General features: G+C 62.3%; 21 protein-coding genes. 15 read left to right on the top strand and 6 right to left on the bottom strand.

All coding sequences use genetic code 11. The features are described from left to right. Nucleotides 1-5: 5 nt before the first annotated feature. The 4 genes from HX873_RS22175 to HX873_RS22160 form a co-directional block, all read right to left on the bottom strand. Complete coding sequence (locus HX873_RS22175; RefSeq protein WP_177123203.1) at nt 6-3,389, bottom strand: amino acid adenylation domain-containing protein; 3,384 nt, start codon at nt 3,387-3,389, stop codon at nt 6-8. After that, nucleotides 3,386-4,333: a diiron oxygenase gene (locus tag HX873_RS22170; RefSeq protein WP_102605414.1), complete on the bottom strand. Its 948-nt coding sequence runs from the start codon at nt 4,331-4,333 to the stop codon at nt 3,386-3,388. The genes HX873_RS22175 and HX873_RS22170 overlap by 4 nt, the downstream gene beginning before the upstream one ends. Further along, nucleotides 4,330-5,094 (bottom strand): DUF3050 domain-containing protein, encoded by a 765-nt coding sequence (locus HX873_RS22165; RefSeq protein ID WP_102605413.1) that lies wholly within the window; start codon nt 5,092-5,094, stop codon nt 4,330-4,332. Before HX873_RS22165 ends, HX873_RS22170 begins: the two co-directional genes overlap by 4 nt. 451 nt (nt 5,095-5,545) lie before the next feature. Then, nucleotides 5,546-6,256 (bottom strand): GntR family transcriptional regulator, encoded by a 711-nt coding sequence (locus HX873_RS22160; RefSeq protein ID WP_177040674.1) that lies wholly within the window; start codon nt 6,254-6,256, stop codon nt 5,546-5,548. Nucleotides 6,257-6,554: 298 nt separating this feature from the next. Here HX873_RS22160 and HX873_RS22155 point away from each other — a divergent pair, with 298 nt between their 5' ends. The 8 genes from HX873_RS22155 (at nt 6,555) to HX873_RS22120 (ending at nt 15,628) form a co-directional block, all read left to right on the top strand. Then, the gene (locus HX873_RS22155) at nt 6,555-7,448 is read left to right on the top strand and encodes a TauD/TfdA family dioxygenase (RefSeq protein ID WP_134325513.1); all 894 of its coding nucleotides are present in this window, start codon (nt 6,555-6,557) and stop codon (nt 7,446-7,448) included. Between the two features lie 14 nt (nt 7,449-7,462). After that, nucleotides 7,463-8,488, top strand: coding sequence for an ABC transporter substrate-binding protein (locus tag HX873_RS22150; protein WP_003218229.1), 1,026 nt, complete (start codon nt 7,463-7,465; stop codon nt 8,486-8,488). 1 nt (nt 8,489) lies between these two features. Further along, a complete protein-coding gene (locus HX873_RS22145; RefSeq protein WP_102605411.1) occupies nt 8,490-9,341 on the top strand; it encodes an ABC transporter ATP-binding protein in 852 nt (283 codons plus the stop codon). Nucleotides 9,342-9,353: 12 nt separating this feature from the next. Next, a complete protein-coding gene (locus HX873_RS22140; protein WP_003218225.1) occupies nt 9,354-10,202 on the top strand; it encodes an ABC transporter permease in 849 nt (282 codons plus the stop codon). Nucleotides 10,203-10,418: 216 nt separating this feature from the next. Next, on the top strand, nt 10,419-11,339 hold the full coding sequence (locus HX873_RS22135) for a LysR family transcriptional regulator (RefSeq protein WP_003218223.1): 921 nt from the start codon (nt 10,419-10,421) through the stop codon (nt 11,337-11,339). 229 nt (nt 11,340-11,568) lie between these two features. Next, on the top strand, nt 11,569-13,104 hold the full coding sequence (locus HX873_RS22130; RefSeq protein ID WP_177123202.1) for an MFS transporter: 1,536 nt from the start codon (nt 11,569-11,571) through the stop codon (nt 13,102-13,104). A gap of 26 nt (nt 13,105-13,130) precedes the next feature. Further along, nucleotides 13,131-14,189, top strand: a complete 1,059-nt coding sequence (locus tag HX873_RS22125) for an HlyD family secretion protein (RefSeq protein ID WP_003218219.1) — start codon at nt 13,131-13,133, stop codon at nt 14,187-14,189. Next, nucleotides 14,186-15,628 carry an efflux transporter outer membrane subunit gene (locus HX873_RS22120; RefSeq protein ID WP_177123201.1) on the top strand — a complete coding sequence of 481 codons (1,443 nt, stop codon included), beginning with the start codon at nt 14,186-14,188 and terminating at the stop codon, nt 15,626-15,628. The genes HX873_RS22125 and HX873_RS22120 overlap by 4 nt, the downstream gene beginning before the upstream one ends. Before the next feature lie 33 nt (nt 15,629-15,661). Here HX873_RS22120 and HX873_RS22115 read toward each other — a convergent pair whose 3' ends face one another. Continuing rightward, nucleotides 15,662-16,366 (bottom strand): DUF3142 domain-containing protein, encoded by a 705-nt coding sequence (locus HX873_RS22115; RefSeq protein ID WP_134325515.1) that lies wholly within the window; start codon nt 16,364-16,366, stop codon nt 15,662-15,664. Nucleotides 16,367-16,369: 3 nt separating this feature from the next. After that, entirely contained in the window at nt 16,370-18,532 is a 2,163-nt protein-coding gene (locus HX873_RS22110; protein WP_177123200.1) for an outer membrane assembly lipoprotein YfiO, read from the bottom strand. A gap of 222 nt (nt 18,533-18,754) precedes the next feature. On the opposite strand from HX873_RS22110, the gene HX873_RS22105 reads away from it, so the two are divergent. The 7 genes from HX873_RS22105 to HX873_RS22075 all read left to right on the top strand — a co-directional run. Then, nucleotides 18,755-20,350 (top strand): glycosyltransferase family 39 protein, encoded by a 1,596-nt coding sequence (locus HX873_RS22105; RefSeq protein ID WP_177123208.1) that lies wholly within the window; start codon nt 18,755-18,757, stop codon nt 20,348-20,350. Between the two features lie 75 nt (nt 20,351-20,425). Next, nucleotides 20,426-20,671, top strand: a complete 246-nt coding sequence (locus HX873_RS22100) for a DUF2789 domain-containing protein (protein WP_177123199.1) — start codon at nt 20,426-20,428, stop codon at nt 20,669-20,671. Between the two features lie 154 nt (nt 20,672-20,825). Next, the gene (locus HX873_RS22095; protein ID WP_177123207.1) at nt 20,826-21,257 is read left to right on the top strand and encodes a MarR family winged helix-turn-helix transcriptional regulator; all 432 of its coding nucleotides are present in this window, start codon (nt 20,826-20,828) and stop codon (nt 21,255-21,257) included. Beyond that, nucleotides 21,254-23,332 carry an FUSC family protein gene (locus tag HX873_RS22090; protein ID WP_134325520.1) on the top strand — a complete coding sequence of 693 codons (2,079 nt, stop codon included), beginning with the start codon at nt 21,254-21,256 and terminating at the stop codon, nt 23,330-23,332. The genes HX873_RS22095 and HX873_RS22090 overlap by 4 nt, the downstream gene beginning before the upstream one ends. Then, the gene (locus HX873_RS22085) at nt 23,329-23,538 is read left to right on the top strand and encodes a DUF1656 domain-containing protein (RefSeq protein WP_003218193.1); all 210 of its coding nucleotides are present in this window, start codon (nt 23,329-23,331) and stop codon (nt 23,536-23,538) included. Before HX873_RS22090 ends, HX873_RS22085 begins: the two co-directional genes overlap by 4 nt. Next, nucleotides 23,535-24,425, top strand: a complete 891-nt coding sequence (locus HX873_RS22080; RefSeq protein WP_003218191.1) for an efflux RND transporter periplasmic adaptor subunit — start codon at nt 23,535-23,537, stop codon at nt 24,423-24,425. Before HX873_RS22085 ends, HX873_RS22080 begins: the two co-directional genes overlap by 4 nt. Next, on the top strand, nt 24,422-25,402 hold a 981-nt coding region (locus HX873_RS22075), incomplete at its 3' end, for a TolC family protein (protein ID WP_177123198.1). The genes HX873_RS22080 and HX873_RS22075, both read left to right, overlap by 4 nt.

The following is a 25,402-nucleotide window of genomic DNA, read 5'->3' as shown; positions in this document are numbered from 1 at the left end:
CCTGGTCACAGGAAACCGGTGCTGCGCAGGTACTCGCAGCCCTTGCGTAACAGCGCCGGATTTTTTTCGGGGTAGCGTCCGCCCATCTGCTCGACGCCGCGTCGTGCGTTGTCATGGCGGATCATCGAGGTATCGCCGATGTCCTCGCCTACCCCGTTGAGGTAGAAGCCCAGTACGCCGAACAGCGCATTGCGGCTGTCCACTGTGTGCAGGTGACGTTGCCAGTGAGCCACGCTCACCAGCTCGAATGCGTGGCCTGCCTGGCGAAAGGCGTCGACGTAGGTTTCCCAGCTCAGGGGCTGCGGGTTATGCAGGTTGAACACCGTCCCTCCAGCACGGCAGCGGCTGCTCTGGAACGCAATAAACCGGGCGAGAAAGTCCACCGGCATCAGGTCGAAATTCAACTCAAGGTGCGGCACCAGGCCCAGTTGGAGTGAACCTTTGAGCATCAACATCAGGCGATTCTTCTGTGGCTCGCAGACTCCGCTGCGGCTGTTGAAGCTGATGTTCCCCGGGCGATGGATATTGACCCAGGCACCTTGCGCTGCGGCGCGTCCCAGCAAGCGTTCGGCAACCCATTTGGACAGGTTGTAGCCATTCTGGATGTAGAGCGGCGGGGTGGCCGCGGCGGGGTTTTCGAGTACCTGGCCATGTGCGTCGATACTGCTGGCGGCCGACAGCGTCGAGATAAAATTGAAGACCTTCTTGCACCGGGTTTCACACAGGCGCAGGCATTCCAGCACCGGTTCGACGTTGTCCTTGGCCAGGGTGGCGTAATCCATCACATGATTGACGTGGGCGGCGTTGTGCACCAACACGCCGAACTCCCCGGCGAGGTAGTCATACACCTCACTCGACAGGCCAAGACGCGGCTGGCTGATGTCGGCGGCATACACCTGCACCCGGCTCAGGTCCAGGTGTTCCAGACGGTACTCTCGCAGGGCCTCGGCAAACCTCGCGGTCGCCGAATGTCCGGGCCGTTCGCGCACCAGGCACGCCACTTCAAGTGCACCCTCGGCCAACAGTGCCTCGACGATATGCACCCCGAGAAAACTGTTGGCCCCGGTCACGATCACCCGGCGACGTTCGCCCGCCTGTTCAGCCGGCAATGCCTGCACATGCAGCTCACGCAGCGCATCCCGGGTAGCCTGGCCGGTCGGTGCTTCGGGTGGTGCGTCGTCCCCCATCAGCGTAGCGAGGGTACGAACCGTGGGGGTTTCAAAAAACCGGCTGAGGGAGAGGCTGCGCCCGAACTGCTCGCGGATACGCAGCAGCATCGTCGACAGCAGGATGGAATGGCCGCCAAGATTGAAGAAGCTCTCGTCGGCCGACAGCTGCGTGACCGGCATGCCCAGCAACTCGCTCCACAGGTTGAGCAACTGCACTTGCATGGGCGTGTGCGGTTCGCCGTGAATGATGGCCGGCAGCGTTGGAGTCGGTAACGCCAGCAATGCCTGGCGGTCGACCTTTCCGTTGGGGGTGCACGGCATGCTCGCAAGTTCCGTGCACAGGGTTGGCCGCAAATAGTCCGGCAGTGTTTGCCGGGCATGCTGCGTCAGTGCAGGCAGGGCGTCTTGTGTTTCGGGCTGAGCAACAAAAGCCAGGATTCGCCGCTCACGGTCAATCACCACCGCCACTTGGCGAAACAGCTGACTGCTGCGCAGGCAATGTTCGATCTCTTGCGGTTCGACCCGGAACCCACGGATCTTCACCTGCTGATCCCGGCGCCCGACCAACTCGATGCCGGCAGCGGTCCACTTCGCCAGGTCGCCTGTGCGGTAGGCCCGCAAGGTCTGGCCGTCGGGCAACTCCAGGGGGACGAAATGCTCGGCGGTCTGACGCGGCTGGTTGAGGTAACCCAGGCTGACGCCGGGACCGGCGATGTACAGTTCGCCCAACACCTGCTCATCCACCGGTTGCAGGTGCTCGTCGAGGATCAGTACCTGGCTGTTGGCGATGGGCGTGCCGAGGTTGCGATTGCTGTCGCCCGGCTGCAACGTGTGGCTGGTCACCAGCACGGTGGCTTCGGTGGGCCCGTAGAAATTGTGCAGGCGGCACTGGCCTGCCAACTGCTCGATGACATAGGGCTCGCACACGTCGCCTCCGGTCATCAGGTGCGCCAGGCCCAGGGGTTGATCCAGCGGCAGGATGCTCAGCAGCGCCGGCGGCAGGAAGGCGTGGGTGACGCGCTGTTGTCGGATCAACTCCACCAGTTGCTGCGGGTCGCGTCGCTGGTCTTCACTGGGCACGATCAGCTCGGCGCCCGCGATCAGGCTCGGGAAGATATCGATCAGGGACGAGTCAAAACTCAAGGGCGAAAACTGCAAGACCCGGCTGTGTTCGCTCAGCTGCACATGACCCCCGAACCAGGCGCTGAAATGGGCCAGGTTGTGCTGGCTGAGCAGCACGCCCTTGGGTTGGCCGGTAGTGCCCGAGGTGTGGAGCACCATGCAAGGGTCGTCCATGGCGGGGCGCTGGGGCATTGGCAGCGAGGTGTCGGGAGTGTCGACGGCACTTACATCCAATGCACAAAACCCGTCCCGCAGTGGATGCTTGCCATCATCCAGCAGCACCGAGACGCCGGCGTTTTCCAGCATCGCTTGCTGGCGTTGCAGCGGGTGGCCCGGCTCCAGGGGCAGGTACACCGCACCGCAGGCGAGTACCGCGAGAATGCTGGCGTACAGCTCCAGGGATTTGTCCAGGCAGACGCCGATTACCGGCGGTGTGTCGTGGGGCCCAAGCAGAGGTCTCAGACGGTGCTGGATAGCCAGGCTCTGGCGATGCAACTGTCGGTAAGTCAGCCCGCTGCCGGCAATGTTCAACGCTGGCCGGTCGGCGAAGGTTTGCAGACTGTTTTCCAATCGTTCGATCAAGGGTACCTGGGCTTGCTGCTGCAGAGCCAAATCGGCCGTCAGGTTAAAACGATGCAGGTACGCCAGGGATGCGAGCGCTTGCAGGCCGTGTTCCGGATCATCAGAGGCGACGGCCGCCTGCGAGAAATAGCCCGGGTCCCGGGAGAACCCACTCACCTGTTGGGCTACCCACTCCACCAGGCTGCGTACTGCGTGTTGACGCAGCCGTTGACCATTGCCACAGGCTTCTCCGGCAACCTCCAGGGTTGTCAGGAGTCGCCGTGAGTGGGCGTAACACCTGAACTGCAGGGCCGGCAATCCACAGTCGGTCAACGCTCCCATACCCACGCGCAGGCTCATCAAGGCTGTGCACGTCACGCCGGGCGGAACCTCCTCGCTACCGTCATCAATCAGCAGGTCTACTAGGTGGGTGACATCCTGTGCTCGCACCACCCCATGACCGTATTGCGCCAATGTCTCACCCAGTTCATTCAGCGCCGCGCTGAAGCCCGCCAGCCCAATCTTCAGGTGCCTCATGGGTGCCCTCCTGGCGCCGCAAGAAAGGCATCCAGCGCCCCAACCACACTCGGCGTTTGCAGCAGGCCGCTGTGGTTCAGGAAGCCCATGATATTGCCGATCAACGGGTGCTGGCGGGTAATGGGAAAGCCCATCGCCTGCACTTCAGTGCGCAGCGCAGAGCGCGTGCCGTCACTGACATCCAGGTGCTCGATCAAGTGCAGGTCGAAGTTTTTCTGCAGGTCGTGGGTCAGGTAATGCTGGAGAAAAACCGGCAGGATCCGGGCGATACAGTCGCGGTCCGCGGCGTCTGCAGACTGCCAATAAATACGCACCAGGCGCGTCCAGAAAAGCGCGTGGCGGCCCTCGTCAAACAAGTGGTCGGCCATCAACCCACGGATGGATTGCTTGACACTGTCGTCCTTGGAAAACGCTGCCACGTCATGGGTCACGGTGTTCTCGGCGATGGCCACGGCAATCAGTTCCATGGCATCGCGCAGGTGTTCGGGCGCCAGCGCCAGTGCGGCAGGCAAGGCGCGGCTCAGCTCGATTTGCGCGGGTAGTTCAAGGGGTGGGATCCCGGTCATCTCGATGGTCTGTTGCATGAAATCGAGGGCGACGAGGGCGTGGTAATCCTCGTCCACCACCACGGTCATGGCGTCGTAGCGACAGGCAAGCGGGAAGGGCACCGAAAAGCGATTCTTGGCGATGCTGCGTGCGGTCTTGTCGACGATCTCGGTTTCAAAGATCACCACGTCGTTGATGAACTTGTAGAACGTCTGCAGCAAGACAAAATCACGGCACTGCGGGCATCGGTCGATAAAGGTTGCGCTCAGCACCAGGGGCTGTCGGCTCAGGGGGTAGATCAGTTTCTGATCGTTTTCCAGCCGCCGCCGCGGGCGTGTGCGGATGGTCGCGCGGCGCTCCCAGTCGTCGGCAAATGAGCGGTAGTCGGCAGGGTTCATGCGCTCATCTCCGGCAGGCACCTATGCAACCCATCCCATAAGGCCAGGCGGCTTTCCACGGCGCCGAGGGCGCAACTGTCGGCTTGCTGCTCGCGGCTTGGGTCGCCGAGGGTAAGGCGTTGCAGCAATTGCGTTGCCGCCGGGCCATGCTCCTGGGCGTCGATCTCCATGTGGCGCTTGAGGTAGTAGCAGAAGGTGGGCGCCTGGCGATGGAGCACCTCGCACTCCTCCAGGATGCGCTTGAACATCGCCGGGATGACGCTCTCGCGCCCGTGGAGAAAGGCAGCCGCCACGCAGTGCGTCGGGGCGTCCAGGGCAACCTGCAGGGTACTTCTGACGAACCGGGCCACGGACGGGTGGATATCGATTTTTTGCAGGGCCGTTTCTGCATCGTTGCCGTCACGCTGCAGGCTGACGAACCGCTCGATGTTCGCCGTGCTCGCGCCGACTTCACGCATGGCTTCCAGGTACAACTCGAAGTGGCTGCCGTGCCCATGGCCGGGATACGCGTCCGACTCTTCTCCCAATACGATCTCATTGATCAGGCGAGCCGCTTGCGGGTCCGTTGGCGGTAACCAGGGCAGGCGCATACCGGTGAGGTCATGTTGCAGGCGTTTGGTGAGTGTCATGAAGTCCCACACGGCGAATACGTGGTTTTCCATAAAGTACTGCAACTTTGGAAGGGTATTTATATATTTGAATATTGGATGGATATGTAACTTCTGCTTTTTTTGTTTAAGCAGGTGTGAGTGCTGGAACATGTTGATGCCTATAAGTCGTGTCTCTTCCCTGATAAAAGCGTTGTGCTTTAGCGACAAATAAACATTGGTTTTCACGGATGCGCGGGTGCCTTGATAACAGGCAGCCCTGTACGAGGCTGACACTGTTACTGGCAAGCAGCATGCTGTGACAAAATACCAAGGCTTTATTTAAAGGAACGCCACGCGCAGTGACGCACCGAGCATGGATTCACGCTGTCGATTGGGAGAATTGGAGTGTTGGTAATAATCTGATTAAGTATTCAGGTGTTTTTAGTTTTATAAGTTTTTCGAGTTGGAATATTGCGGTAGTTGGATCGCTCTGCGGAGTGTGTGAAGTTTTCTTTGGGCTTAATGGTTTAACGGGAGTAATGGTGGTGCACTGGCCTCCGTCGGCCAGCGTCACTTTGCAGCGCTTTGTGGTCGAGGGAGGCGTTTCAGTTCCACGCGGAATTTACAGCGCAGCGTTCTGTTCAGTCTCTTCAAGAGTTTTGAGGTAACCCGTAATCACCTCCATGCCGCGGGTAAGGTGGTTACGCAGGGTCAGGATGCTTTCGTCGACCTTCTTTTGCGCCACGAGGTCGAGCAGTTCGCGGTGATCTTCCTGGGACGTCTTGCCCAGGCCCATGGCCTCGAGGTTGAAGCGCAGGAAACGTTCCTCTTCGTTCAAGCCGTGTTCAACCAGCTTGAGCAACCGCTGATTGCCCGCCTTGCCATATAGCGCCATGTGGAACAGGCGGTTGAGGCGGCCGATTTCGGTGTAGTCGCTTTCCCGTTCCAGCGCGTCGATAAAGGCGCCAGCCTGGGTGATGTCATCGGGCGTGAGCAGGGGAATCGACAAGCGCAGCGCTTCGGATTCGAGGAGTATGCGCAGGGCGTAGGTTTCCGCCGAGTGGTCCTCGATCAGTGGCGCCACCACCGCGCCTTTGTGGGTGACCACATGCAGCAGCGATTGGGCTTCCAGTTGACGCAATGCCTCGCGCACCGGCATCCGGCTGACCCCGAACAAGCTGGCCAGCTCCTGTTGACGCATGGCGGTGCCACAGGGCAAGCGGCCATCCAGGATGGCGTTGCGCAATGTTTCTTCAATCACGGAGCGGGCGAGATGGGCGGGGATAGGCCCGCTGATCTGGATGCTGCTCAAAGGGTTCGGCTTCTGCGTCACGACTACGCTATCCTCCTTTTCAAGGTGAGGTGGCTAATTGGATCCAATGCACACTAGAGATTGTCCACAAGCTTGTCAAACGGGCAAGGTTTCGGCTTGTAAGCGACTCAACAGCGTGTTCTTCGGGCCCACAGCTCCCATTTGTCAGGTCTTACAGGCTAAAGGTCCGTCGTGCACATTTTATTCCCGGGAGTCGGGCCAACAGCGGTATTGCTGCATATCGATATTCACTAACGGTATTTAAAATGCGGTTCTTATGACTATAAAGTCACTCTCCTGACTGCACGGGAGTGAACTCATGTCTGCCACCTCTACTGTTCCAACAGCGACCGACACCACACAAACCTTCGAGATCCGTCCATTTCCCGGCAGCGTCGGCGCCGAAATCATAGGCCTGGACCTGGCCCGCCCGGTCAGCGACCAGGACTTCGCACGCATTCACCGCGCGCATCTGGACCATCACGTCGTGGTCTTCCGCGACCAACGTATCACCCCCGAGCAACAGATCGCCTTCAGCCGCCGTTTCGGCGTGCTGCAAATCCATGTGCTCAAACAATTCCTGCTGGCCAACCACCCGGAAATCCTGATCGTCTCCAACATCATCGAAAACGGCCAATCCATCGGCCTGGGAGACGCCGGCAAGTTCTGGCACTCGGACCTCTCCTATAAGGAGCTGCCGAGCCTGGGCTCGATGCTCCATGCCCAGGAGCTGCCGTCCGAGGGTGGCGACACATTGTTCGCCGACATGCATAAAGCCTGGGACAACCTGCCCGAGCCCTTGCGCAAGGCGGTCGAAGGCCGCAGCGCCGCGCATTCCTACACCGCACGCTACAGCGAAACCAAATTCGAAGGCAATTGGCGCCCGACCCTCACGCCCGAGCAACTCGCTCAAGTGGCGGAAGTGGTACACCCGATTGTGCGCACCCACCCGGAAAACGGCCGCAAGGCGCTGTTCGTCAGCGAGGGCTTCACCACCCGTATCGTCGGCCTGCCGGAAGACGAAAGCCGCGACCTGCTTGCCCAGCTGTACGCCCACAGCGTGCTGCCGGAAAACATCTACCGCCATCAGTGGCAGCCCCACGACATGGTGTTCTGGGACAACCGCTCGCTGATCCACCTGGCGGCCGGCTGCCCCAGCCACCTGCGGCGCAAGCTGTACCGCACCACCATCCAGGGCGACGCGCCTTTCTGACCCGGAGCATGACCATGTCCAAGAAAACCCCATTTGCGCGCCTGGCCGCGACGGTCGGCCTGGGCGTCAGCCTGCTGGCCGGCAGTCTTGTGGCGCCTGCCGCCGCCCAGGCCGAAGGCGAGATTCGCATCGCCGAGCAGTTTGGCATCGTCTACCTGTTGCTCAACGTGGTGCGCGACCAGAACCTGATCGAAAAATACGGCAAGCAGGAAGGCATCGACATCAAGGTCGACTGGACACAATTGTCCGGCGGCGCAGCCGTCAATGATGCGCTGCTCTCCGGTTCCATCGACATCGCCGGGGCCGGCGTTGGCCCGCTGCTGACTATCTGGGACCGCACCCACGGCAAGCAGAACGTGAAAGCCGTCGCCTCCCTGGGCAACTTCCCCTACTACCTGGTGAGCAACAATCCCAAGGTCAAGACCATTGCCGACTTCACTGAAAAAGACCGCATTGCCGTACCGGCAGTGGGCGTTTCCGTGCAGTCGCGTTTCCTGCAATACGCTGCCGCCAAGCAATGGGGCGACAAGGAATTCAATCGCCTCGACAAGTACACCGTCGCCGTCCCGCACCCGGATGCCACGGCTGCGCTGATTGCCGGTGGCACCGAGCTGACCGGGCACTTCTCCAACCCGCCGTTCCAGGAGCAGGCCCTGACCAACCCGAACGTGCATGTGGTGCTCAACTCCTATGACATCCTCGGGCCTAACTCGCCGACCGTGCTGTTCGCCACCGAGAAATTCCGCAACGACAACCCGAAAACCTACAAGGCGTTCGTCGAGGCACTGACCGAAGCGGCGCAGTTCGCCCAGAACGACAAAGGCGCCGCCGCCGATACCTACATCCGCGTGACCAAGGCCAAGATCGACCGCGCCGAGCTGCTGAAAATCATCGAAAACCCGCAGTTCGAATTCAGCGTCACACCGAAAAACACCTACCCGCTGGCGGAATTCCTCTACCGCGTCGGCGCGATCAAAAACAAACCCGAATCGTGGAAGGATTACTTCTTCCAGGACGCCAAGCCGCTGCAAGGGAGCTGACATGAACGCGCCCTTGCAAGGCCACACGGCCAGCAACCCGACCACCACCGAAGCACTGCTTTCGGTGGATAAAGTCAGCCTTGAATACCGCACGCCCGAACGGGTGGTGCGGGCCACTCACCAGGTCAGCTTCGCGATCGATCCGGCAGACCGCTTTGTATTGCTGGGGCCTTCGGGCTGCGGCAAATCCACACTGTTGAAATCCATCGCCGGCTTTATCAAGCCGTGTGAGGGCGAGATCCGTCTGCTCGGGCAAAAAGTCGAGCAGCCAGGGCCGGACCGTATCGTGGTGTTCCAGGAGTTCGACCAACTGCCGCCGTGGAAAACCGTCAAGCAGAACGTCATGTTCCCGCTGCTGGCGTCCAAAACCCTCAAGCGTCGCGAGGCCGAAGAGCGGGCGCTCTACTACCTGGAAAAAGTCGGCCTTACGGCCTTTGCCGATGCCTACCCGCACACCCTGTCCGGCGGCATGAAAGCCCGCGTGGCAATCGCCCGGGCGTTGGCCATGCAGCCGAAAATCCTGCTGATGGATGAACCCTTCGCCGCCCTCGACGCCCTGACCCGGCGCAAGATGCAGGAAGAACTATTGCTGCTCTGGGAAGAGGTGCGTTTCACCCTGCTGTTCGTCACCCACTCCATCGAGGAAGCGCTGGTGGTGGGCAACCGCATCCTGTTGCTGTCGCCGCACCCGGGGCGGGTGCGGGCGGAAATCCACAGCCATCAATACGACCTGCACAGCCTCGGCGGTGTGGAGTTCCAGGCTTCGGCGCGGCGCATTCATCGGCTGTTGTTTGATGAAGCGCCCGAGGCGGAAACCGAACTGGGTTTCGCCGATATCCGCATCGCTTATTGAAGGGTTTGCACCATGCGCCAGGAATATGAAATCACTCTCGAACCGTTGCCCGGTGTTCGCGTAGAGCGCGAGTTGCCGTGGCGCCAGCGCCTGTGGCAACAAGGCTGGCTGCGTAAAAGCCTGATCCTGATCGTGCTTGCGATCCTCTGGGAAGCGGCTGCCCGTTATCAGAACAATGACCTGCTGCTGCCGAGCTTCCTGCAGACACTGAGCGCGTTCTACGACGGCATGGCCAGTGGCGAGTTGTTGAGCAAGGTCAGCATCTCGCTGGTGGTGCTGATCAAGGGTTACCTGATCGGCATTGTGCTGGCGTTTGCCCTGACCACGCTTGCGGTGTCGACCCAACTGGGGCGTGACCTGCTGAGCACCCTGACATCGATGTTCAACCCGTTGCCGGCGATTGCCCTGCTGCCGCTGGCGCTGTTGTGGTTTGGCCTGGGGCAGAACAGCCTGATCTTCGTGCTGGTGCATTCAGTGTTGTGGGCGCTGGCGCTCAACACCTATTCAGGGTTCCTCGGTGTCTCCGAAACCCTGCGCATGGCCGGTCGAAATTATGGCCTCAAGGGTATGCGCTTCGTGTTGTTCATCCTGATCCCGGCTGCGCTGCCGTCGATTCTCGCCGGGTTGAAAATCGGCTGGGCGTTCGCCTGGCGCACGCTGATCGCTGCCGAGTTGGTGTTCGGTGCTACCAGCGGCAAAGGCGGTTTGGGTTGGTACATCTTCCAGAACCGCAACGAACTGTACACCGACAAAGTGTTTGCCGGCCTGGCGGTGGTGATCCTGATCGGGTTGCTGGTGGAGAACCTGGTGTTCGACACCCTGGAGCGGGTCACCGTGAAGCGCTGGGGCATGCAACGCTGACTGAAACACCAACCCGGACTGAAACACCAACCCTGTGGCGAGGGAGCTTGCTCCCGCGGGGCCGCGAAGCGGCCCCAATAACATCACCGCGTTCTTTCAGAAAAGTCTCGATTGCAAATTTTGGGGCTGCTTCGCAGCCCAGCGGGAGCAAGCTCCCTCGCCACAGTCTGCTACGATTGCGCCAAGTTCACTCATAACCCATCACGAGTGCTTGGCATGCAATTACCGGACATGAACCTGCTGGTCGCCCTCGACGCCTTGCTCGACGAGGGCAGTGTGGTAGGCGCCGCGCGGCGGATGAACCTGAGCCCGGCCGCCATGAGTCGCACCCTCACGCGCATCCGCGAGGCAGTGGGCGATCCGATCCTGGTGCGCGCCGGTCGCGGCCTGGTACCGACGCCCAAGGCCCTGGAGCTACAAGGCCAGGTGCGCAGCGTGGTGGAGCAGGCGGCGCTGCTGTTCCGCTCGGCGGACGAAGTGGACCTGCGCACCCTGCGCCGGCGCTTCAGCGTGCGGGCCAATGACTTTTTTGTCGGAGTGTATGGCGGTCGGCTGTTCGACACCATGGAACGCATGGCACCGCTGTGCGAACTGCGCTTCGTGCCGGAAGGCGACACCGATGACGAGGCCCTGCGTGAAGGCCGTCTCGACCTGCGGGTGGGCAACACCATGCCGATCACCCCGGAAGTGAAGGTGCAGAACCTGTTCACCACCACCTTCGTCGGCCTGGCACGGGAAGGGCACCCGTTGTTCGATGGAGAAATCACCGCCGAACGGTTTGCCAGCTATTCGCATATCAGCATCTCCCGCCGCGGCATTGCCCGGGGGCCCATCGACACCGCCCTGAACGCCCAGGGCCTGGAACGCCGAGTCGCGATGATCGCCCCGGGGTTTCACGGCGCGATGTTCATGCTGCCGGACTCCGACCTGATCCTGCCGGTGCCCAAGGAAGCGCTCTACAGCGCCAATCGCCTGAAGCTGCCGTTGCGAGCCTTCACCCTGCCAATTTCCCTGCCGACCCTGGTGCTGACCCAAGCCTGGCACCCGCGTTTCGACAAGGACCCGGCCCATAGATGGCTGCGCGAGACCATGCGTGAATGCTGCGAGGCGACGTGGAAGGAAGCGCAGCCCACGTGAGTCGCAAGTGAGCCCGGTCAATGTGGGAGCTGGCTTGCCTGCGATGCGGGCGACACGGCTTTTCAGGCATAGCGAGGTGATGCCATCGCGGGCAAGCCCGGCTCCCACAGAGATCGCCTACATTTTGATCATTGCGTCTGGTGCACTTATAAGCTTCCGATAAGTCACTTTTTGTCATGTCTAAGCCTTATTAAACTGCTCGGGTATTTCCTATTCCGAGTTGTAGTTCATGACGTCCCTCGCTGCTCCCGCACCCCTGGCCGCAGCCAAACCGACCGCCATTACCCCGCCCGTTTTCGGCCCGCGTATCATCATCGGCCTGGTGGGCGTATTGCTTGCGGTACTGGTGTCCGGCCTCAACGAGATGGTGACCAAAGTCGCTCTCGCCGATATTCGTGGTGCGATGTACATCGGCTTCGACGAAAGTACCTGGCTGGTGGCTGCCTACACCGCCACCTCTGTCTCGGCGATGGCCTTTGCACCCTGGTGTTCGGTGACGTTCTCTCTGCGCCGTTTCACTCTCTGCGCCATCGGCCTGTTCACCGTGCTTGGCGTGCTGTGCCCGTTCGCACCGAACTACGAAAGCCTGCTGATCCTGCGCACCGTGCAAGGCCTGGCCGGTGGCGCCTTGCCGCCGATGCTGATGACCGTGGCCCTGCGGTTCCTGCCGGCCAACGTCAAGCTGTACGGCCTGGCCGGCTATGCCCTCACGGCCACTTTCGGCCCTAGCCTCGGCACACCGCTGGCGGCCATGTGGACCGAATACGTCGGCTGGCAATGGGCGTTCTGGCAGATTGTCGGGCCGTGCCTGCTGGCCATGGCGGCCGTGGCCTACGGCTTGCCCCAGGACCCGCTGCGCCTGGAGCGCTTCAAGCAGTTCAACTGGCGTGGTCTGCTGCTGGGGTTCCCGGCGATCTGCATGCTGGTGATCGGCCTGTTGCAGGGCAATCGGCTGGACTGGTTCGAGTCGCCGCTGATTACCTCATTGTTGATCGGCGGCCTGGTGTTGCTGGTGCTGTTCATGATCAACGAGTGGTCGCACCCGATGCCGTTTTTCAAGTTGCAGATGCTTGGGCTACGCAACCTGTCGTTCGCGCTGATTGTGCTCGCCGGGGTGCTGATCGTGCTGCTGGCGGTGACCATAATTCCGTCCAGCTACCTGGCCCAGGTCCAAGGCTACCGCCCGCTGCAAACTGCACCGGTGATGCTGATCATGGCGCTGCCGCAGTTGATCGCACTGCCGTTGGTGGCGGCGTTGTGCAACTTGCGCTGGGTCGATTGCCGCTGGGTATTGGGCATTGGCTTGAGCATGTTGATCCTGTCCTGCGTGGGCGGGGCGCAACTCACGTCGGCATGGATTCGCGATGATTTCTACGTGCTGCAACTGCTGCAGATCTTCGGGCAACCGATGGCGGTGTTGCCGCTGCTGATGCTCTCCACCGGCAGCATCACGCCCCAGGACGGGCCTTTCGCCTCGGCGTGGTTCAACACCGTCAAAGGCTTGGCCGCCGTGGTCGCCACCGGCGTGCTCGATGCCCTGACCACACACCGCCTGCATTTCCACTCGACCATGCTGGTGGACAGCCTGGGCAACTCGCCCCTGGCCGACAGCGATGCCGCCGGCCTTGCCCATCGGCTGCACGAGCAGGCCGTGGTGCTCACCTCTTCGGATCTCTACTACGTCATGGCCGGTGTCGCGGCGGCGTTGATCCTGCTGATTTTCTGGATGCCGACGCGGATTTATCCGCCCCGCGCGCCGACTTGATTGCTCACTGAGCCAAAGGGATTGTTATGAAACGCAAAGACAAAATCGCTGTAACCGTCATCACCGTGTTTGCCGTAGGTGTGCTGGTTTACCTGCTGGCGCCGGGTGTGTTCGGCAGCAAACGCCAGAGCACCAACGACGCCTTCGTCGCCGCTGACTACACCCTGGTGGCGCCGCGTGTGGCCGGCTTCATCAAGGAAGTGCTGGTGGAAGACAACCAGCGGGTCAAGGCCGGGCAGTTGCTGGCGCTGATCGATGACCGTGACTTCCGCGCCGCTGCCCAGGCGGCCGATGCCGATACGCTGGTGGCCCAGGCGCAGCTGAAAAATGCCACGGCAACCCTGGAGCGCCAAAGCTCGGTGATCGCCCAGGCCCAGGCGACTGTGGCGGCGGATCGTGCCGAAGTGGCGTTTGCCGAACACGAACTGAACCGCTACAACCACCTCGCGGGTGTAGGCGCCGGCACCGTACAGAACGCCCAGCAAGCCAAGACGCGTATTGACCAGGCCACCGCGCGCCTGGCGAATGCCACGGCGGTGCTGGCCGCTGAACGCAAGCAGGTGGAAATCCTCAGCGCCCAGCGTGATGCGGCAGAGGGCGGCCTGAAACGTGCCCAGGCCGCACTGGAAATGGCCAGCTATCAGCTGTCGTACACCCGCATCGTTGCGCCGGTGGACGGCATGGTCGGCGAGCGCGCGGTGCGGGTCGGCGCCTATGTGACGCCGGGCAGCAAGATCCTCGCCGTGGTACCGCTGGCCGAGGCCTACGTGGTGGCCAATTTCCAGGAGACCCAGTTATCCCACATGCACGCTGGCCAAACGGTGGACGTGAAGGTCGACAGCCTCGACGGCGAAGTGCTCAAGGGCCACCTCGAAAGCCTGGCGCCAGCTACCGGCGTGACATTTGCCTCGGTCAAACCCGACAACGCCACCGGCAACTTCACCAAGGTGGTGCAGCGTATTCCGGTAAAAATCATCCTGGAGCCCGGCCAGGCGTTGACCGAGCGCCTGCGGGTCGGCATGTCGGTGGAAGCCAGCGTCGACACCCACGCCGCCGCCCAGCAACGTGAGGTGGCGCAGCAATGAGACGCCTTGCCTGGTTAACCTTGAGCCTGCTCACCCTGAGTGCCTGCACCGTCGGCCCGGACTTCCAGCGCCCGCTGAATCCCGTCGGCCAATGGACCGAGCCCCATGGCCGGCAAGCCGCCAGCCACGCGGTCAACGACCCGCTGGAAGAGCGCTGGTGGGAAGTGTTCCACGACGCGCAGCTCACCGCGCTTACCCATCGCGCGCTGACCGATAACCTTGACCTGAAACTCGCCAGCAGCCGCCTGCAACAAAGCCGCGCGGCGCGCCAGGTGATCACCGCCGAGCGCTACCCGACCGTCAACGCCACCGGCGATTACCTGCGTCAGCGCAACAGCGCCGATGGCTTGAGCGATGCCTCGGGCAAGAACGGCCGCTCGGCGTTCAACCAGTGGGACATGGGTTTCTCCGCCGCCTGGGAACTGGACTTCTGGGGCCGCGTAAAACGCGAAACCGAAGCCGCCGACGCCACCCTGCAAGTCGCCGAAAACGACCGCCGCGCGGTGCTGTTGTCGGTGCTGGCGGAAACCGCCCAGGACTACATCCAGCTGCGCGGCGTGCAAAACACCCGCGCCGTCACCGAGCAAAACCTCGAGGTGGCGCGCCACAGCCTGAAGCTCTCGCAACTGCGCCTGGCCGATGGTGTCGCCACTGACCTGGACGTAGCCGAAGCCGCTGCTCAAGTGGCCGCCATCGAGGCGCGCCTGCCGGATTTGCAGCAACGCCAGGACCAGTTGATCAACGCCCTGAGCCTGCTGATGGGCGAACCGCCACAAGCCTTGTACGCCGAATTGTCCAAGGACGCTGCGGTGCCGCAAACCCAACGCCAGGTCGCCATCGGCCTGCCGTCGCAACTGGCCGAGCGCCGCCCGGATATCCGCCAGGCCGAAGCTCGCTTGCATGCGGCCACCGCCTCCATTGGTGTGGCCAAGGGCGACTTCTACCCGCGCATCACCCTGTCTGGCAGCGTGGGCTCCCAGGCGTTGCAGCTGGCGGATTTCGGCTCGTGGAGTTCGCGTGCATTCGCCTTCGGCCCGCAACTGAGCTTGCCGATTTTCAACGGTGGCCGGTTGCAAGGCATGCTCGATCTGCGCGAAGCCCAGCAACAGGAAGCGGCCCTGGCCTACCAGCAGACCGTGCTGCGGGCCTGGCATGAAATCGATGATCAACTGACCCGCTACAACGCCAGCCAACTGCGGCGCGACAGCCTTGCCGAAGCCGTGCGGCAGAACCAGATCGCCCTTGCCACGGCGCAGCATCAATACGTCGAAGGCGTGGTGGATTTCGTCAACGTACTGACCGTGCAAAGTGCGTTGCTGGCGACCCAGGAGCAGTGGGTGGAAAGCTCCACCGGCGTGTCCCTGGCCATGGTCGGGTTGTACAAGGCATTGGGCGGGGGCTGGGAGTCGGTGTATCCGGAACAGACGGCAGGGCGTTAATACCAGTGCCCACAGTCCAGGGACTGTGGGCATTCAAGGATTCTGCAAAAACACCACATACCCTCGAAACCACTCACTGCCCTTCAAATACCCCGGCTCCTCCCACTCTCCACCCTGAATCAACCCAATCTTGAACGGCACCCCCAACCGGTTCATGCGTGGCAGATACGCCGCGTAGTCCGGGATGCTGTGGCGGCCCTGGTAGGTCTGCACCACCACTTCATCAATCACGCCCTTGAGTTGTGCGATGGCGGCCGGGTCGGCGTTGCTGCTCCAGTCCATCAGCCCGGTGATGCTCAGGCGTAGATCCTTGGGCAAGCGTTGGCGCAGGTCGCGCAGAAAATCCGCGTATTCGTCGAGGTATTGCGTGCGCGCATCGAAGTCGATCTGGATGCCCACCACCGGATTGCCCGCATCCCGCCAGCGTTGCACCTGGCCGAGCATCTGGCTGTACACCGACTCGGGCCAGTGCAGGGTGTGGGCGCGGTACACCACCCAGATTTCACCCTGGGTGATGCGCGGCACACTCATGCCCTGGGCGATGAATTGCACGCCACGCCGGGGCGCGCGGCGGGTCGAGTTGATCTGGCCCTGGAGGATGTACAGGGTTTTCGCCTGCTTGAGCACCGGCTGCGGCGCGACGCCGCTCCACAGCCAGAATGCATCATGGTCGCGGGCGTCCACCGCGCCGAAGGCCGGGCTTGCCAGCAGGAGCAGGGCGAGCCAGAAACGCTTCACGGCTTACCAGTAGTACTGCAGCGACTTGCCCCACTGGGTGTCGGCGAACCCGGTTTTCAACTGGCGGAACCAGCCTTTGCGTACGTTCTTGTCGACGTCTTCGCCGCCGCAACTGTTGTAGCCCGAAGGTCCGTAGCAGTTGATGGCACGAAACAGCGCGTAGGCCTTGTCGTTTCGCGGTGCCTTGGGATTACCGATTACCCGCTTGTAGCCCTCCAGTCGCGAGAAGGTTTCACCCTTGAAGGGCGAGGCAGTGCTGCCCAGGCTGCCGGCGGAGCGCGCCTGTTCCAGGGGCATGCCGTCCAGGCCGTTACGCAGGACGAATTCCCCCAGGCAGTTCAGGCCCTGCGGGTTTTTCGGATCGGCCTGCAAGGTGCTGGCGATTTGCGCGATGCTCGGGCAGGTGTAGCCGGACTCGGCCTTGTCACCGTTCCACTGGAACAGTCTCAACGACTGGCCGCCGCTGTAGACGTAGCCCAGGCTGGTGCCGAGCTTGTCATCGGGAACCGAGGCGGGCAGTTGCTTGAGGTCCTCGGCAAAGGTCTCGAACTGGCCGCGCAGCAGGTCTTTATAGAGCAGCGTGAATTGCGCAGTCTGGCGCTCTACCGGGTCTTCGGCATGGGCAAGCTGTTGGCGCAGCAGGTCGGGACCGGCGACGTTGCGCAGCAGGATATAGCGCACCTGCTTGGCACTGATCGGCGAATCGGCGGCGAATACCTTGGCCAGCTGGCCGCTGCGTTCGTAGTTCATCGCCAATGCCAGCTCCAGCTGGTCACGTTGCAACGGTTGCCTGGCCAGCGGCAGCAGTTGCAGCCACAGCGCCTCGGCGGCTTTCCAGTCTTCCTTGGCTTCCAGCGCGAGGCCACGCAGGGTCTGTTGGCTGAAAGCGAAGTAGTCGAGATTCGACGGCACGTCTTGCGGCAGCAGCTTCAAGGCACGGTCGGGCTGATGCTCGACGTTCAGGGCAAACGCCGCCTGCACGTAGGCATACAGCGCGGGCTCCTGCGCGAACACCGCTTTTTGTGCATCGAGCGCTTCACGCGTGAGCTTCGGCGGCTCACCGGCACGCATCCACATCAGGTCGTTGAGGGCCAGGATCAACGGGTTGCCCACAGGTGCCGTGGTGCTGGTCAGCAGCTTGGTGTCGGCTTCCTGCACCAGTTCATCCAGCGACACGTTGCGCTGGGCATCGGTGGCCTGGGTCAGTTGCCAGGCAAAGTCGTCCGCCAGTTTGTCGGGGTTGGGCGCCAGCCAGTGCACCCGGCGCAACAGGCCACGGGCGGAGGCGGCGTATTCGCCCTGTGGATAAGTTTTCAGGTAGTCGTCGAAAGCGCTTTCGGCCCGTTGCAGGGCAGACTTATCCACATGCTCAAGCGACGGCGTGCCGTATTCATCGAAGGCATTTTGCTGGGCGTCGTTCAGCGCGGTGCGGGCGGTCATGTACAGCGCTGTTTCCTTCAGCCAGGGCAGCGAGCTGCTCGTCAGCCCGGCAAAACCTTTTTGCGCATCGCTGAAGCGTCCGCTGTAAAAGTCCCCGGCGGCTTTCAGGTAGGTGAGCAATGCCTGGCCGTCTGCCGATTTGATTTGGTCGGCCTCGCCTGCCGCTACGCCGTCCGAGGAACAACTGCCGAGCATCTGCAGCCGCAGCTTGGCCAGTAACTGGCGCTCGGCCTGCGGTACATCGGCCTTCACCACCTGGCTGATAAACGCGGCGGCGCTGTCATCGGCGTTGCTGCGGCAGCGGCTGCCTTCGCCGGAAAGGAAGGCTTCACCGGCGGTCTTGGCGTCGTCGCGGGTGATGCCCAGCGGGCTGAGCAGTGCAACCAGTTCGGCGGTGCGCGAGTCGTCGGGTTTGTTGTCGGGCTCATCCGCAGCCGGCATAAGCCGATACACCGGAAAGGGCACCGGGCCAAATCCTTCGGACACGTCCTGCTCGCCCAAGGCATTCGGCGCCAGCGGCATGACGTTTTTGTCCGCCAGCAACAGCCGCAGGTTGACCCGGCTGTCATTGCCGGGGCTCAGGAAGGGCAGGTTGCTGCACACGTCCAGGCTGTTGCGCGACACCCGCCAATCCGGGTAGCAAGAGTCATCGCCGCTGGCGTGGGCCTGGAGGGGAAGGGTGGCGAGCAATGCCAGTGCCAGGGGTGACAGAAGACCGATGCGCATGAAATGTCCTTGATCCTGAATCCATGGAAGGCAGCAATCATAGCGTGATCCGATGAAAGCGTCGGAGACGTCCTGCGCAAAATTCAGATTTGTCCGATTGGCGGATGGTTGGTCAAATCCATGCAAAACAGCGGGCGAATCAAGGCCTTTTGACCTAGAGTGGCGGGTGTTCGCGCAAGCGCAGGTTCAGTAGTGGGTGAGGAAGTAGAGGTGCGACGCTCTGTGGCGGAACAAGACAACAAGGCCGGGGCATTGCCCGTGCTCAATCCTGGCCTTTGGGAGAATGCCGGCTGGCTGGCTCGGTTGTGGTGGGTACCGCTGGTGGCGTTGGCCATGGCCATGCGTTTCTATGGCCTGACCGCCTCCGCCATCTGGGGCGATGAAGGTTCAAGCCTGCTGCTCGCCGAGTATTCCCTGGAAGACCTGTGGTTTCACGCCGCACATGACGTTCATCCGCCGCTGTATTTCTTCATGCTGCGCGGCTGGATCGAGGTGTTCGGCGACAGCATTTTCTCCCTGCGCAGCATGAGTGCGATCCCCGGTGTGGTCGCAGTCGGCCTGGGAATCTGGCTGACAAGGCTGGTCGCGACCCGTCGCGCGGCGGTGCTGGCCGGGATTCTGTTGGCGTTGCTGCCCACGGCAGTGCGCTACAGCCAGGAAGTGCGGATGTATTCGCTGCTGGGCGTATGGCTGCTGGCCGCCACCCTGGCATTGGTGTATTGGGTCCGCCAGCCTGAGCGCAAGCGCTATCTGGTGGCCTATGCGCTGTTGATGACGGCAGCCTTCTACACCCACTATTTCACCGCGTTGTGCGTACTGGTGCATTGGTCATGGCTGCTGTTGCTGCGCCAGCCACGGGCCGGCGGCTTGCGCCTGGTCACGCGCGCGGGCTGGTGGTTGGCCAACATTGCCATTGTGTTGCTGTACTTGCCCTGGCTCCCGAATCTGCTGGGCCTGGTGCAGCACACCGCAGAACTCAAGGTGGGCGGTGATATTGGCTGGGAAGACCCGGTCAACCTGTATTCCGTGCCGTCGATGGTGTGGCAGTTCCTCATTCAGGACCCGGGCGACCACTTGTGGCGACCGCTCTTTGTGGTGTTTCCGTTATTGCTGATGGCGCTGGTCGGTGTGACTGCCTGGCGCGATCAAAGCCGCTTTCGCTTTGGCTGGCTGCTGGGGCTTTTTTTCATGCTGCCAGTGCTGCTGGTCTATGGGGTTTCGTTTATTTCCCCGGTGTTTATCGAGCGTTATCTCACCGCCTACGCGATGAGTTTGCCGATCATCGTGGCGTTGGCCGTCGACCGTCTGTCGCCGCGCCTGCCGCTCGCAGCGGCGGCAGTCTTCGTGTTGTTTGTCGGGGTCGAGCTGGTGGGCGTGAAAACCAACTCCACCGTCGATGAGCATGATCAATTCAACGTGGTGGTGGAGTTCGTCAATCGCAACTACCAGGAAGATGACCGCATCGTCATCAGCGACATGCTGTGGTACCTGCCCTACGTCTATTACGACGAGACCGACGCCCAGTTGCAGCTTTTCACACCGCCGACCGCCGCCGGCAAGTCCACCCGGCCTAATGCCTATGGTTTTGGCACCCTGGTGGACCAGGATGGCGGGCGCATCTACCTTGATCGCTTGTCGGCGTTACCCGCCGAGATCCAGCGTGTATGGCTGATCAGCGCCGCGGAGCCGCCGGATGAGTTTGCCCCGTTGCCGGCCGGATGGCGTCAGCTCAGCCAACAGGACGGCGGCGGCGCGCGGGCCCGGCTGTTCGTGCTGTGTAACGCGCCAGCGGGCGTGCACCGTGAGGGCTGCGATTGATCCGCGCAACACCTGAGAGGTTTATGTTCGCCTGGGGGGCTAGACTCAGGTGAACCCTCTCTCCAGGAACGCCTCATGGAATCCCCAGTCCACAACTTGCCATCGTTGTTCAAACAGCTCGGTTTGCCCGATGACCCGGTCAGCATCGAGCGGTTCATCGCGGTCCACTCCCCACTCAAGCCCGAATTGCATCTGGCGGAAGCGTTTTTCTGGACGCCGGCCCAGCGGGCGTTTTTGCGTGAGGAGATTCTGGAGGACGCGGATTGGGCGGAGGTGGTGGATGAGTTGAATTTGCGGTTGAGAGAGGGGCGTGGGGCTTGAAACCCGCTTTACTTATCCACATCTTCGCGCCTCCACCACCCATCCCAAAATTTGTATCAAAACTTGACGGCCTGGGATCCATCGACCATATTGATAGTTAGCAAACTAACTGTATGCGAATAATCCAGTGTCCCAGACCCTCGAACAACTCCAGATGAACATCAGCAGCAGCATGGTGGTAGGTGCCAGGACCTGGCGCAAAATCTGCCAGACCACGCTCGTCAGCTATGGCATCTCCGAAGCCTGCGCCGTGCCGCTGCTGATGATCGGCCGCCTCGGCGACGGTGTGCACCAGGTGAAGGTAGCCCAGGCCGCCGGGATGGAAAGCCCTTCCCTGGTGCGCCTGTTGGATCAGCTGTGCAGTTCCGGCTATGTGTGCCGCACCGAAGACATCCACGACCGCCGCGCCAAGGCCTTGAGCCTCACCGCGCGTGGCCGCGAGCTGGTGCAGGCGGTGGAGGAACAGTTGGTGCGCCTGCGTCGCGAGGTGCTGGCGACAATCGACCCCGATGACCTGGAAGCTGCTTTGCGTGTACTGCGGGCCTTCGAAGGTGCCAATCAACATCCCATGGTTGTGAGTTCTTGAACGGATTTTTTACCGGCATGCCGCCGGCCAGGGATTGGTTCTATGGCGTAAGGACATTCGCCGCTTCAATGATCGCGTTGTACATCGCCATGCTGATGCAAATGCCGCGTCCGTATTGGGCGATGGCCACGGTGTATATCGTGTCCAGCCCGTTTGTCGGCCCTACCAGCTCCAAGGCGCTGTACCGGGCGGTCGGTACCTTCATGGGCGCGGCCGCTGCGGTGTTTTTTGTGCCGATGTTTGTGCAGACGCCTTACGTGTTGGTGGTGGTGATCGCGCTGTGGACCGGGATTCTGCTGTTCCTGTCCCTGCACCTGCGCACCGCCAACAGCTATGCGCTGATGCTGGCCGGCTACACCTTGCCGCTGATCGCCCTGCCGGTGGTGGATAACCCGCTGGCGGTGTGGGATGTGGCCGAAGCGCGGACCGAAGAGATCTTCCTTGGCATCGCCGTGGCGGCGGTGGTGGGGGCGATGTTCTGGCCGCGACGCCTGGCGCCGGTGTTCGATGACTCGGTGAGCAAGTGGTTTGCCGACGCCCAGGTCTACAGCCAGCGCTTCCTCAGCCGCAACGTGCAACCCGAGGAAATCAGCACCCTGCGCGGCGGCATGGTCGCTACCTTCAACACCCTGGAATTGATGATCGGCCAACTGCCCCACGAGGGCTCCCGGCCGCAAACGGTGCGCAATACAAAGGAGCTGCGCGGGCGGATGATCCACCTGCTGCCGGTGATCGACGCACTGGACGACGCTGTGTACGCCCTGGAACACCGCGCGCCGGAATTGCTCGAGCGCTTCACGCCGCTGCTGACCGCCGCCAACGAGTGGCTGGCCAGCACGCAAAAGGATGCGCCCCTCGAACGCTGGCGTGTCCTGCGCGACCAGATCGAAGCCCTGCAACCCGATGCCGACGCCCTGGATGACCGCCATCAGTTGCTGTTCTCCAACGCCCTGTATCGCCTGGGCGAGTGGGTGGATTTGTGGCAAGACTGCCGCAGCCTGCAAGCCGCCATCCAGTGCGAAAGCCAGGACAGCTGGCGCGCAGTTTACCGCCACTGGCGCCTGGGCCGGCTGACGCCATTCCTCGACCGTGGCCTGATGTTCTACTCGGCGTTTTCCACCGTCACCGCGATCATCGTCGCCTCGGTGTTGTGGATCCTGCTGGGCTGGACCGACGGTGGCAGCGCGGTGATCCTCGCGGCGGTGGCCTGCAGCTTCTTCGCCTCGATGGACGACCCGGCGCCGCAGATCTACCGGTTCTTTTTCTGGACCGCGATGTCGGTGCTGTTCGCCAGCCTCTACCTGTTTCTGGTGCTGCCCAACCTGCACGATTTCCCGATGCTGGTGCTGGCGTTTTCGGTGCCCTTTATCTGCATCGGCACGCTGACGGTACAGCCGCGTTTCTACCTCGGCATGCTGCTGACGCTGGTCAACACCTCGTCGTTCATCAGCATCCAGGGTGCCTACGACGCGGACTTCCTGGCCTTTGCCAACTCCAACCTGGCGGGCCCGGTGGGCCTGTTGTTCGCCTTTGTCTGGACCCTGATTGCCCGGCCGTTCGGCGCTGAGCTTGCGGCCAAGCGCCTGACCCGTTTCAGCTGGCGCGACATCGTCACCCTGACCGAGCCTGCGACCCTGGCCGAACACCGCAAGATGGGCGTGCAAATGCTCGACCGCCTGATGCAACACCTGCCGCGCCTGGCCATGACCGGCCAGGACACCGGCATCGCCCTGCGGGAAGTGCGGGTGGCGCTGAACCTGCTGGACCTGCTGGCGTACTCGCCGCGCATCCTCGGGGTGCCGCGGGTGTTGTTGAACCAGGTGGTGGAAGGCGTCGGCGGTTACTTCAAGGCCTGCCTCAAGGCCGGTGAACGTCTGCCGGCCCCCAGCGGTCTGCTGATGACCCTCGACCGTACCCGCCGCGCCCTCAACGGCCAGGGCCTGCAAGGCGAGGACGAAACCCGCCTGCATTTGTTGCACGCCCTCAGCGGCTTGCGCCTGGCGCTGTTGCCCGGCGTGGAATTTCTTGGCGGCACAGAGATGGAAGCGCCGTTACCCGATGGAGCGCCTTTATGATCGGTGATCTGGATATCAGCGGGGTGTTCCTGCCCACGTTGCTGGTGCTGATGGGCATTACGTATGTGTTGTACCTGGTGGTGCACGGGCTGTTGACCCGCGTCCACTTCTATCGCCTGGTCTGGCACCGGGCATTGTTCAATGTGGGTCTCTACGCTCTGTTGCTGGGCGCAGTGGATTCACTCAGTCGATACCTCATGACATGAAAAAACCTTTTTTGACCATTGGCCGTGTAGTCCTGACGTTACTGGTGGTGACCTTCGCCTGCGTCGTGGTGTGGCGCATGGTGATGTACTACATGTTCGCGCCGTGGACCCGTGACGGCCACATCCGTGCCGACATCGTGCAGATCGCCCCGGACGTGTCCGGGCTAATCCAGCAAGTGGACGTGCGCGATAACCAGTTGGTGGTGCGCGGCCAGGTGCTGTTCTCCGTCGACCAGGACCGTTTCAAGCTGGCCCTGCGCCAGGCCCAGGCCGCCGTGGCCGACCGTCAGGAAACCCTGGCCCAGGCCGTGCGCGAGAACAAGCGTAACCGTGGCCTCGGCAACCTGGTGGCCAGCGAGCAACTGGAAGAAAGCCAGTCCCGCGTCGCCCGTGCCCAATCGGCCCTGGCCGAGTCGCAAGTGGCGGTGGATGCCGCGCAACTCAACCTGGACCGCTCGGTGATCCGCAGCCCGGTGGACGGCTACATCAACGACCGTGCGCCGCGTAACCAGGAGTTCGTGACCGCCGGGCGTCCGGTGTTGTCGGTGGTGGACAGCAACTCGTTCCACATCGACGGCTACTTTGAAGAGACCAAGCTCGACGGCATTCACGTCGGCCAGAGCGTCGACATCCGCGTGATCGGCGACAACGCTCGCCTGCGCGGGCATGTGCAGAGCATCGTCGCCGGTATCGAAGACCGTGACCGCACCAGCGGCTCCAACCTGCTGCCCAACGTCAACCCGGCGTTCAGCTGGGTGCGCCTGGCCCAGCGGATTCCGGTGCGCATTGCGTTTGACGATGTGCCGGCAGACTTCCGCATGATTGCCGGGCGCACCGCCACCGTGTCGATCATCGACGACCAACCCAAGTCGGAGAACAAGCCATGAAACGGCTTTTAGCAACCGCCGGGCTGGGGTTGTTGCTGTCGGCCTGCCAAGTGGTGGGGCCCGATTACAAGCTGCCGGACAAGGCGGCCGTGAACCGCGGTGACCTTCAGGGCCAGTTGGCCGGGGAGGGCAGCAATGTGGTGTCGGCGCCGGTGCCGGCGGACTGGTGGAAGCTCTACCAGGACCCGCGCCTGGATAAGCTGGTGGAGCAGGCCATGGCCTCCAACACCGACCTGCGGGTGGCTGCGGCCAACTTGCAGCGCTCGCGCTATCAGGTGCAGCAAGCCGAATCGGCCGGCGGCTGGAGTGCCGGCGCCAAGGCCGAAGCCCAGCGCCTGCAAGAATCGGGTGAGGCCTATTTGCTGACGGAAAAAGTCCCGGTGGCGAATATCGGCAGCGCCAGTATCAGCACCTCCTATCAATTCGATTTGTTCGGCACCTTGCAGCGCGGCATTGAAAGCTCCCAGGCCACTGCCGATGCGGCCCAGGCGGCGTCCGATATCGCCCGTATCACCCTGGTGGCGGACGTGGTGCGCTCCTACACCCAGGTGTGTGCGGCCAACGAAGAGCTGGCGATCGCCAACGAGTCCCTCGACCTGCAAGCCCAGAGCACGCACCTGACCCAGCGCCTGCGGGATGCCGGGCGCGGTGATGAAACCCAGGTCACCCGTTCGCAAACCCAATACAAATCCTTGCGCGCCGAAATGCCGCGCTATGAAGCACTGCGCCAGGCCGGGCTGTTCCGCCTGTCGATGTTGCTGGCCAGGCCGCTGGATCAACTGCCGGCCGGCACTGCCCAATGCGCCGAGCTGCCGCACATCGCGCAGTTGTTGCCGGTGGGCGATGGCGCCACGCTGCTCAAGCGCCGCCCTGACGTGCGCCAGGCCGAACGCCAACTGGCGGCGGCCACCGCGCGCATCGGTGTGGCCACCGGCGCGCTGTACCCGGACATCAGCATCGGCGCCACCGTGGGTACC

Source organism: Pseudomonas sp. P7758 (assembly GCF_013386485.1).
Classification (GTDB): domain Bacteria; phylum Pseudomonadota; class Gammaproteobacteria; order Pseudomonadales; family Pseudomonadaceae; genus Aquipseudomonas.
The sequence above is the reverse complement of the archived record's forward strand: the minus strand, read 5'-3'. Positions and strand labels throughout refer to the sequence as shown.